Annotated in this window: 8 protein-coding genes; 4 read left to right on the top strand and 4 right to left on the bottom strand. The window is 64.0% G+C overall.

All coding sequences use genetic code 11. The features are described from left to right. Window positions 1-43 precede the first annotated feature (43 nt). From APH36_RS03090 to gap, 4 genes are all read right to left on the bottom strand, one after another. Window positions 44-2,620, bottom strand: a complete 2,577-nt coding sequence (locus APH36_RS03090; RefSeq protein ID WP_060497438.1) for a TonB-dependent receptor — start codon at window positions 2,618-2,620, stop codon at window positions 44-46. Between the two features lie 126 nt (window positions 2,621-2,746). Further along, window positions 2,747-3,706, bottom strand: a complete 960-nt coding sequence (locus APH36_RS03085) for a FecR domain-containing protein (protein ID WP_060497437.1) — start codon at window positions 3,704-3,706, stop codon at window positions 2,747-2,749. 87 nt (window positions 3,707-3,793) lie between these two features. After that, the gene (locus APH36_RS03080; RefSeq protein ID WP_060497436.1) at window positions 3,794-4,306 is read right to left on the bottom strand and encodes an RNA polymerase sigma factor; all 513 of its coding nucleotides are present in this window, start codon (window positions 4,304-4,306) and stop codon (window positions 3,794-3,796) included. A gap of 258 nt (window positions 4,307-4,564) precedes the next feature. Continuing rightward, window positions 4,565-5,566, bottom strand: a complete 1,002-nt coding sequence (gap, locus tag APH36_RS03075; RefSeq protein WP_060497435.1) for a type I glyceraldehyde-3-phosphate dehydrogenase — start codon at window positions 5,564-5,566, stop codon at window positions 4,565-4,567. Between the two features lie 264 nt (window positions 5,567-5,830). Between gap and edd the strand changes: the two genes are divergently transcribed. The 4 genes from edd to APH36_RS03055 form a co-directional block, all read left to right on the top strand. Then, window positions 5,831-7,657: a phosphogluconate dehydratase gene (gene edd / locus APH36_RS03070; RefSeq protein ID WP_060497434.1), complete on the top strand. Its 1,827-nt coding sequence runs from the start codon at window positions 5,831-5,833 to the stop codon at window positions 7,655-7,657. After that, on the top strand, window positions 7,654-8,613 hold the full coding sequence (locus APH36_RS03065; protein WP_060497433.1) for a glucokinase: 960 nt from the start codon (window positions 7,654-7,656) through the stop codon (window positions 8,611-8,613). Before edd ends, APH36_RS03065 begins: the two co-directional genes overlap by 4 nt. 70 nt (window positions 8,614-8,683) lie before the next feature. Beyond that, on the top strand, window positions 8,684-9,409 hold the full coding sequence (gene gltR / locus APH36_RS03060) for a two-component system response regulator GltR (protein ID WP_060497432.1): 726 nt from the start codon (window positions 8,684-8,686) through the stop codon (window positions 9,407-9,409). Next, window positions 9,390-10,344 (top strand): HAMP domain-containing protein (locus APH36_RS03055; RefSeq protein ID WP_060497431.1); only part of this gene is annotated, 955 nt, incomplete at its 3' end. The genes gltR and APH36_RS03055, both read left to right, overlap by 20 nt.

The following is a 10,344-nucleotide window of genomic DNA, read 5'->3' as shown; positions in this document are numbered from 1 at the left end:
GCGGGCGGCGCTCGATCTCACAGTCGATGCAAAACTAAAAGTCTCAGATATCCCAAACCACATTGATACCGAAGTTGCGCCCTGGCATGGTCAGGCGGTCAATGTTGGCGGGCTGGGTAACAGCCGCTTCACCCTGGCCGTCGTAGCTGCGCACCGAGTCCCACTGCCAGTACTTCTTGTCGGTGAGGTTGTACAGGCCGGCGTTGATGGTGACGTCGTCGGTCACCTTGTAGTAGCCGGTCAGGTCCAGCACGCCGTAGCCCGGTGTCCGGAACTTCGAGGTCGAGCCGTCAGGCGAATAGAAGGTGCTGTCGTCGACGCGGGTCTTGCGCTTGACCAGCGTCCAGCTCAGCAGGCCGCCATAGTTCTGCTGCTCGTAACCCAGGCCGAGCACGCCTTTCAGCGGATTGACGCTGTTCAGCGGCTCTCCGGTGTCATCGTTGCGGCCGTAGGTGTAGGCAATCGAGCCCTGGGTATACAGGCCTTGCGGCGCACCGAAATGGTCGAGGTTCAGGCGGCCCTTGACCTCGGCACCCTTGATGGTGGCGTGCTTGATGTTGTTGGCCTGGAAGGTTTGTTCCAGGTTGGCGCTTTGCACGGCGTCTTCATCGATGAAGTCGCGGTACTTGTTGTAGAACACCGCCACGTCGAAGTTACCGGCAGCGAAGTTGCCACGCAGGCCGGTTTCGTAGCTTTTGCTCTTCTCCGGCTCAAGGTTCGGATTGCCCTCTACACGGTAGCCTTGCTCGATATTTTCGAAGCGACCGTACATGGCCTTGGCGGTCGGGGTGCGGAAGCCTTCGGCATACTGGCCGTACCAGGTGTAGTTGTCGTTGAAGGCGTAGGTCAGGCCGAACTTGGGCGAGACGCGGTGCCACTTCTTGTCCGAGTCGTCCTGGGACGTAGGCGCTGTACCGGTCGATGCCAGGCCACGCAGGAATTCGTCGGTGAACTTGGGCTCCATGCGCGTGTAGTCGTAGCGTGCGCCGGGCATGAAGGTCCAGTTGTTCCAGCGGATTTCGTCCTGCACGAACAGGCTGTAGGTGTTCACGGTCGGGTCCGGGAAGTCGCTGACCAGCGCCTGGCCGTCTGCCGGGCGGTCGGCGCCGATGGCGGTGCAACCGGAGCCAATGGTCAGGCAGGTGCCGGTGCCGCTGCGCGATCCGGTGACTTTCTCATGCTTGAGTGTGGTGCCGTAGGTCAGCAAGTGGTCGGTGGCACCGATGCTGAAGGCCTTGTCGAGCTGGGCATCGAATACCCACTGGCGGTCCTTGTAGGTGGTGTCGCGGGTACGCAGAACCTGGCGGCCAGGCGGTGCGTAGACTTCCTCGGTGTGCTGGTCGGTCTTGGCGATCTGGTAGTTCAGGCTCCATTTCACATGGTCGGCGACCAGCGAGTCCAGGCCGAATTCGTGATTGATGCCGAAACGCTCGCGGGTGATGGTGTCGTTGCCATTACGCGCCTTGTAGTAGCCCATGCCGCCAAAACCGGGAATGAACGGCCCACCCACTGCGCTGAGGATGTTCTGGTCGCGATCATCCTTGTAGCGCTCGTAGGTCACGCCCAGGCGTGCGTCGTCGGCGTAGTTCCAGCCCAGCTTCGCCAGCACGTTGGTGGTGCGTACGTCCATTGGGTTGGCCTCGGTGCGCGACAGGCCGTCACCGCTGTGGCTGCCGTGGGTCTCGGTTTCATGGCCATTGCGCTGGCTCAGGTGCAACAGGCCATCGAAGTCGCCCTCGCGGCCGGCGACGGTGGCAGAGGTGAGCCAGCTTTCGTCGGCCGAGCTGTAGCCGGTCTTCAGGCGGGCGCCTACGTCCTTGCCGGGCTTGATGATGTCGTCGGGGTCGAGGGTGAAATAGCTCACCGCGCCGCCGATGGCGTTGCTGCCGTACAGCACCGAGGCCGGGCCACGCAGGATTTCCACGCGCTTGACGATTTCCGGATCGACGTAGTTGCGTTGGGTCTGGGCGTAGGGGCCGTAGAAGAAGCTGTCCGGGATCGACACGCCGTCGACCTGGGTGAGGATGCGCTCGCCGTCGATACCGCGGATGTTGTAGCCGTTCAGGCCGCTGCGCTGGCCGGTACCGGCCACCGATACGCCCGGCTCGTAGCGCACCAGGTCCTGGATGTTGTTGACGTTCTGGCGGTCCAGTTGCTCGCGGGTCTGCACGCTGACGGTGCTCGGCACCTGGCTGACATCCTGGGCGCTACGGGTGGCGCTGACGGTCACCTGCTGCAGGGCGATCACATTGCCGCTGGCCTGGCGTTCGAGCACCACGTTGCCGTTGCTGATCTTGCGCAAACCCAGCCCGGTACCGTGCAGCAGGCGCTTGAGCGCCGCTTCGGGTGCCAGTGAGCCTTGTACACCCGGCGAAACCACGCCCTCGGCCAGTTCGGCGCTGAAGCCGACTTGCCAGCCGGTGACCTTGCTGAAGGCATTGATGGCCGACACCAGCGGCTGCTGGCTGATACTGAAGCGGTAGTCACCCATGCGCGGGCTGCTGGCCTGGGCCGGTTCTGCGGCCATTGCAGGCAGGCCGCAGGCGCCGCTGGCAAGCAGGGCCAAGGTCAACAGGGACAGGCGGGGAAGGGGGGACGAGCGGGTAGGACCAGTGGACATCGGAAGCGCTCCCAGACGCGCGGACTGTTATAGGTGATGGCTGATCTCGTTTTCAAACAAGAATCAGTTGCATTGGCTATAACGAGACGGGCGGGGTAGCGCGATTGCGTAAAAATAATGCTCGGGTCAGTTCAGAATGACCAACGCCGGGTACTCATGCAGCTGTGCCGAGGTGATGTGGGCTAGCGCGCGCAGGGTTTCCAGCGGCTGGTCGAGGCGGTAGTTGCCAGTGACGGCCACGTCTTCCAGCTGCGCATTGCGGTTGATGATCCAGCCGGGGTAGTAGCGCCGCACTTCGGCCAGCACCTGGCTCAAGGGGCAGTTCTCGAACACCAGGCGGCCATCGATCCACGCCAGGTCCTTGTGCATGTCGGGGCGCTGGCGTTGGCCAAAGCCCTGCGGGCCGACGCTGATGCTGTCGCCGGCACTCAGGCGGATGCGCTGGTCGCGGGCCCCCTGCAGGTCGACATCGCCGCGTTGCACCCGCACTTGAGCCTCGCCGTCCAGGTAGCGCACGGCAAAGTCGGTGTCGCGCACCTGGGCACGCAACGGCCCGGCTTCTACCTCCAACGGCAGCACGTCCTCGGGTACCTGGAAGTAGGCCTCGCCTTGCAGCAGGCGGGCGACCTGGCGGCCATCGCGGCGGTCGCTGGCAAAGGCCGAATTGGTGTTGAGCAGCACTTTTGCGCCGTCTTCCAGTTGCAGGCGCTGGCGCTCGCCTACCACGGTCAGGTGGTCAGCCTGCAGGCGCATGGGCAGGTTACCGACGGTGAACAGCCCGACCAGCAGCACAGCTGCAGTGGCCAGGGGTTTCCAGTGGCTGCGCAGGCGCCCGCGCCATGAGCGGCGCTGCAGCTGGTGCATCTGCGCGGCCGCGTGGTGCAGTGGGGCACCGTTCCACAGCGCTTCTGCCTCGACATAGGCCTCGGCGTTTTCGGGAGTCGCGCTCAGCCAGGCTTCGAAAGCCTGGGTATCTGCAGCGTCGGCACATTGCAGGCGCACCAGCCAGTCCAGCGCCTCGTCCATGGCACGAGCACGGGCGCTGGGCCCGGCGGGTGACGGGCGAGGGGCGGGGCTGTCGGTCACGGGAAATCCTTGAATGGTTTTTCGCGAATGATCAAGGCTAAGGCGGGGTGTGGCAAGGGCTTTGCGTAACCGCCGGGCAGCGGTCGGCTACTTGAGGCGGTCGGCGACACCCATGCAGATCGCCATGATGAGTTTCAGCTCCTTCTGCACCGTGCTGGGCGACACATTCAGCTGTTCGGCGATTTCCAGGTAGGTGGCGCCATGCAGCCGGCTGAGGATGAAGATGCGCTGCTGGCGCTCGCTCAGTTGGTTGAGGCTGATGCTGAGTTGCTTGAGCAGTTGCTCGGCATGGGCGGCGTCCTCGCTGCTGGTGGCGGGGGCAGCCACACTGTGCAGGACCTCGTCGGGCACGTCGTCGACCAGCATCCGTGCCTGCACCCGGCGTGCGCGCAGATGGTCCAGTGCCAGGTTGCGCGCGGTCTGGAACACGAACGGCTCGATATGCTCGATGGGCCGCTCGCCCAAGGCGCGGGACACCCGCAGGTAGGTTTCCTGCAGCAGGTCTTCGGCCGTGCTGGGGTTACCGACCATGCGTTGCAGGGTGCGCAGCAGGGTAAGGCGCTGGACGAGGAAGACGGAGTTGAACCGGTACTGACTCACGGGGGAACCTGGTCGACGAAAGGTTAATGATAATGCTTATCATCTATGCCGAAGGTCAAGTGTGGAAGTGTTAGGAAAAGGTAAAGATTGTGAGTCTGCGACCTGGCCCAGCCTCATTTTTGGAGCAATTGCCTTGCTCAAAATCTGAAGGGTTGCGCGATCACTGTGGGAGCGGGCATGCCCGCGAACACGGGCGAAGCCCGTGCCATCCACCGCGTGGCCTGCTTCGCGGGCAAGCCCGCTCCCACAATGGTCGCGTCAGCCTGCCCGGCTTAGAGCCAGGCAGTTATCCAGCATCCGGTTGCTGAACCCCCACTCATTGTCATACCACGCCAGCACCTTGAGCATGCGCCCATTGGCACGGGTATGGTTGGCATCGAAAATGGACGACAGCGGGTTGTGGTTGAAATCGCAGGAAACCAACGGCAAGGCGTTGTAGCCCAGTACCCGGGAATGCTTGCTGGCTTCAAGGAACAGCTGGTTGACCTGCTCGGCCGTGGCCTCGCGCTTGAGGTTGACGGTGAGGTCCACCAGCGACACGTTGATCACCGGCACCCGCACCGCCATGCCCGTCAGCTTGCCGGCCAGCTCCGGCAGCACCAGGCCCACGGCCTCGGCAGCGCCGGTCTTGCTCGGGATCATCGACTGGGTGGCCGAGCGCGCGCGGTACGGGTCGCTGTGGTAGACGTCGGTCAGCACCTGGTCGTTGGTGTAGGCGTGAATCGTGGTCATCAGGCCTTGCTCGATGCCGAACTCGCGGTGCAGCACCTGGGCAATCGGCGCCAGGCAGTTGGTGGTGCAGGAGGCGTTGGAAATGACCTGGTGCGAAGCACGCAGGATGTCATGGTTGACCCCGTACACCACGGTGGCATCGGCACCCTTGGCCGGCGCCGAAACAATCACCTTGCCAGCCCCTGCGGCCAGGTGTGCAGCGGCCTTGGCACGGTCGGTGAACAGCCCGGTGCATTCGAACACCACGTCGATCGCCTCGGCCTTCCAAGGCAGTTCGGCCGGGTTGCGGATGGCACTGACCGCGATACGGTCACCATTGACCGTCAGGCTTTCGTGGTCGGCCTCGACCGTGGCGTCGAAGGTGCCGTGTACGCTGTCGTACTTGAGCAGGTGGGCATTCATGGCGCTGTCGCCCAGGTCGTTGATGGCGACGACCTGCAGGTCCTGGCGGTAGCCTTGGGTATACAGTGCGCGCAGGACGTTGCGCCCGATGCGGCCGAATCCATTGATGGCGATGCGTAGGGTCATGGCAGTACCTCTGGCAGTCCGAGTGAAACCTGTGGCAAAAAGGAGCTTCACTGAAACGGTTTTGTTGTTGGAATTACAAGATTATTCACTGGCCGATAGAAAACAAGCCTTTTTAGTGGCAGTATTTTGTTTAAACATACAACGAGTGGTCGGGCGATGTGCCTCCACCGATGCAGCGGGCTCCTTACTTTGAGCCTAGGCCGCAATCGTTTGGAGGGGAAATGCCTGGTAAACCGCCCTTACAATTAGCCTGGAGTCCAGTACATGCATCCGCGCATCCTTGAGGTCACCCAACGGCTGGTCGAACGCAGTCGTGCCACCCGCGAACGCTACCTGCAGCTGATTCGCGGTGCGGCCAGTGAAGGCCCCATGCGTGCCAGCCTGCAGTGCGCCAACTTCGCCCACGGCGTGGCCGGTTGCGGCAGTGAGGACAAACAGACCCTGCGCCTGATGAACGCGGCCAACGTGGCCATCGTCTCGGCCTACAACGACATGTTGTCTGCCCACCAGCCGTACCTGCACTTCCCCGAGCAGATCAAAAAGGCGCTGCGCGAAGTCGGCTCGGTCGGCCAGTTTGCCGGTGGCGTGCCGGCCATGTGCGACGGCGTTACCCAGGGCGAGCCAGGCATGGAGCTGGCCATCGCCAGCCGCGAAGTCATCGCCATGTCCACTGCGGTAGCGCTGTCGCACAACATGTTCGACGCCGCGCTCATGCTGGGCATCTGCGACAAGATCGTCCCCGGCCTGATGATGGGGGCGCTGCGCTTCGGCCACCTGCCGACCATCTTCGTCCCTGGCGGGCCGATGGTGTCCGGCATCTCCAACAAGCAGAAGGCCGACGTGCGTCAGCGCTATGCCGAAGGCAAGGCCAGCCGCGAAGAGCTGCTGGAGTCGGAGATGAACTCCTACCACAGCCCTGGCACCTGCACCTTCTACGGCACCGCCAACACCAACCAGCTGGTGATGGAAGTGATGGGCCTGCACCTGCCGGGTGCTTCGTTCGTCAACCCGTACACGCCGCTGCGCGACGCCCTTACCGCCGAGGCCGCGCAGCAGGTCACGCGCATGACCAAGGCCAGCGGCAGCTTCATGCCGCTGGGCGAAATCGTCGATGAGAAGGCGCTGGTCAATTCCATCGTCGCCCTGCACGCCACGGGCGGCTCGACCAACCACACCTTGCACATTCCGGCGATTGCCCAGGCGGCAGGCATCCAGCTGACCTGGCAGGACATGGCCGACCTCTCCGAAGTGGTGCCGACCCTGTCGCACGTCTACCCCAATGGCAAGGCCGACATCAACCACTTCCAGGCTGCCGGTGGCATGGCTTTCCTGATTCGCGAGCTGCTCGATGCCGGGCTGCTGCACGAAGACGTCAACACCGTGGCCGGCCATGGCCTGCGCCGCTACACCCAGGAGCCGTTCCTCGACAACGGCAAGCTGGTGTGGCGCGAAGGGCCGCTGCAGAGCCTGGACGAAAGCATCCTGCGCCCGGTCGCGCGGCCGTTCTCGGCTGAAGGTGGCCTGCGGGTGATGGAGGGCAACCTGGGCCGTGGCGTGATGAAAGTGTCTGCCGTCGCCGCCGAGCATCAGGTGGTCGAGGCCCCGGCGCGAGTGTTCCACGATCAGCAGTCGCTGGCCGACGCGTTCAAGGCCGGCGAGCTGGAGCGTGACTTTGTCGCGGTGGTACGTTTCCAGGGCCCGCGTTGCAACGGCATGCCCGAACTGCACAAGCTCACGCCGTTCCTCGGGGTGTTGCAGGACCGTGGCTTCAAGGTGGCGCTGGTCACCGACGGGCGCATGTCCGGTGCCTCGGGCAAGATCCCGGCGGCGATCCACGTATGCCCCGAAGCCTATGATGGCGGCCCGCTGGCGCGGGTGCGTGATGGTGATATCGTGCGGGTCGACGGTGTCGAAGGCACGTTGCGGGTGATGGTGTCGGCCGAAGAACTGGCCAGCCGCGACCTGCCGCCAGCGCCTGAGGGCAACGACCTGGGTTGCGGGCGCGAGCTGTTCGGCTTCATGCGCATGGCGTTCAGCCCGGCAGAGCAGGGCGCCAGTGCCTTTACTTCGGCCCTGGAGAACCTCAAATGAAGGACCTGCTGGTTGGCGACATCGGCGGCACCAATGCCCGTTTTGCGTTGTGGCGTGACAACCAGCTGCATGAAGTCAAAGTCTTCGCCACGGCGGATTACACCAGCCCGGAGCAGGCCATCGAGGCCTATCTGCAGAGCCAGGGCATTACCCGTGGCGGCCTGGCGGCGGTATGCCTGGCAGTGGCCGGGCCGGTCGATGGCGACGAATTTCGCTTCACCAACAACCACTGGCGCCTGAGCCGCGCGGCCTTCTGCAAGACCTTGCAGGTCGAGCGTCTGTTGCTGATCAACGATTTCACGGCCATGGCGCTGGGCATGACCCGTCTGCGTGAGGGCGAGTTCCGCGAAGTGTGCCCAGGCCAGGCTGACCCGTCGCGGCCGGCGCTGGTGATCGGGCCGGGCACAGGCTTGGGCGTGGGGTCGCTGCTGCGCCTTGGCGAACAGCACTGGCAGGCCTTGCCGGGGGAGGGTGGGCATGTCGATCTGCCGGTTGGCAATGCCCGTGAAGCGGCGATCCATCAGCAAATCCATGGGCAGATCGGCCATGTCAGCGCTGAAACCGTACTCAGTGGTGGCGGCCTGGTGCGCCTGTATCAGGCAATCTGCGCGCTGGACGGCGACACACCCAGGCACACAACCCCCGCGCAGGTCACCGATGCCGCGCTGGGCGGTGAACCGCAGGCGCTGGCGGTGGTCGAGCAATTTTGCCGGTTCCTTGGGCGTGTGGCCGGTAACAATGTGCTGACGCTGGGCGCGCGGGGTGGGGTTTATATTGTTGGCGGTGTGATCCCGCGCTTTGCCGAGTTGTTTTTGCGCAGTGGGTTTGCGGCGAGTTTTGCCGACAAAGGCTGTATGAGCGGCTACTTCGCTGGCGTGCCGGTGTGGCTGGTGACGGCGGAGTTTTCCGGGTTGCTGGGGGCCGGGGTGGCCTTGCAGCAAGCGCTGGATCACTGACAGGGGCCGCAAAGCGGCCCCTGTAAAAACAGGCAACAAAGACCTGTAACCAACAAGAGGAAGGACCACCTTGAGCACTGCCGGCAAATCGATCCTGATGGTCGACGACGACCAGGAAATCCGTGAACTGCTGCAAACCTACCTGAGCCGTTCCGGCTTCCAGGTGCATGCCGAAGCCGACGGCAAGGGCTTTCGCCATGCGTTGGAAACCACGCCCTGCGATCTGGTCATCCTCGACGTCATGCTCCCTGACGAAGACGGCTTCAGCCTGTGCCGCTGGGTACGCCAGCACCCGCGTCAGGCGCGGGTGCCGATCATCATGCTCACGGCCAGCTCCGATGAAACCGATCGGGTCATTGGCCTGGAGCTAGGCGCTGACGACTACCTGGGCAAACCCTTCAGCCCTCGCGAACTGCAAGCGCGAATCAAGGCCCTGCTGCGCCGTGCCGAATTCGGCACGGCGGCACCCGGCAATGCCGTGCTGGCCTTCGATGACTGGCGCCTGGACACGGTCAGCCACCGGCTGTTCCATCGCGACGGCGAAGAGGTGGTTCTGTCGGGCGCCGACTTTGCCCTGCTCAAGCTGTTCCTCGACCACCCGCAGCAGATTCTCGACCGCGACACCATCGGCAATGCCACCCGTGGCCGCGAGCCCATGCCGCTGGACCGCATTGTCGACATGGCGGTCAGCCGCTTGCGTCAGCGCCTGCGCGATACCGAAAAACCACCCCGGCTGATCCGCACGGTGCGCGGCAGTGGCTACCTGCTGGCGACGCATGTCTGCACTGCGCCCTGAGCGGCACTGGCGCTTGCTGCCGCGTTCGCTGCTGGGGCGTATGCTGCTGCTGACCCTGTTGGTGGTGCTGTTGGCCCAGGGCCTGTCGAGCATCATCTGGGTGGCCCAGCTGCGTGCCAGCCAGTTGCAGGGCCTGCGTGCCAGCGCCAGCAGCCTGGCCCACTCGATGAGCGCCAGTGTCAGTTACTTCCGTTCGCTGCCGGTGGCCTACCGGCCCTTGGTGCTCGACCAGTTGCGCAGCATGGGGGGGACGCGCTTTTTCGTGTCACTCAATGCCAAACCCCTGGATATGCCGGTGCTGCCCGTTACCCCGCGCAAGCAGGCGGTGATCGATGTGTTCCAGCAGGTGCTGCATGAGCGCCTGGGTTCGCAGATGGACATTTCCGTGGAATTCGTCGGGCCCGATGACCTGCGCATCTTCAACAGCGGCCTGAAGCTCGACGAGCTGCCACGTTCCTGGGCGCATTACTCGTTAACCCTGGAACCGCTCAACCCGCCGGTGCTGGTAACGCAGATCCGCCTGGGCGAGGGCGAGTGGCTGTACATCGCCTCGCTGTTGCCCGAACCCTACACCAGCCTTGAGGCCGAACGCCTGCCTCGCCAGCAGATCGGTTTCATCGTGCTCACCACGGCCTTGCTGTTGTTGTTCATCGGCTTGCTGGTGCACTGGCAAAGCTGGCCGCTCAAGCGCCTGGCGCGGGCCGCGCGGGAGATGTCGCTGGGCGCCGATGTGGCGCCTGTGGCCGAAGGCGGTGGCAGCGAGGTGGTCGAGGTGGGCCGGGCGTTCAACAGCATGCGCGAGCGCATCAGCCGCTACCTGACGGAGCGCAGCCAGCTGTTCAGCGCCATTTCACATGACCTGCGCACCCCGATTACACGCCTGCGCCTGCGCGTCGAACTGCTGGAGGACGAACACTTGCAGGCCAAGTTCAGCC

This window comes from Pseudomonas sp. NBRC 111133 (genome assembly GCF_001320605.1).
Taxonomy (GTDB): Bacteria; Pseudomonadota; Gammaproteobacteria; order Pseudomonadales; family Pseudomonadaceae; genus Aquipseudomonas; species Aquipseudomonas monteilii.
This window is presented reverse-complemented; position numbering and strand designations above follow the sequence as displayed.

Coding starts and splice junctions, on each gene's coding strand:
- APH36_RS03090 (WP_060497438.1), bottom strand. CDS start 2,620: ATGTCCACTGGTCCTACCCGCTCGTCCCCCCTTCCCCGCCTGTCCCTG.
- gap (WP_060497435.1), bottom strand. CDS start 5,566: ATGACCCTACGCATCGCCATCAATGGATTCGGCCGCATCGGGCGCAAC.
- edd (WP_060497434.1), top strand. CDS start 5,831: ATGCATCCGCGCATCCTTGAGGTCACCCAACGGCTGGTCGAACGCAGT.
- APH36_RS03065 (WP_060497433.1), top strand. CDS start 7,654: ATGAAGGACCTGCTGGTTGGCGACATCGGCGGCACCAATGCCCGTTTT.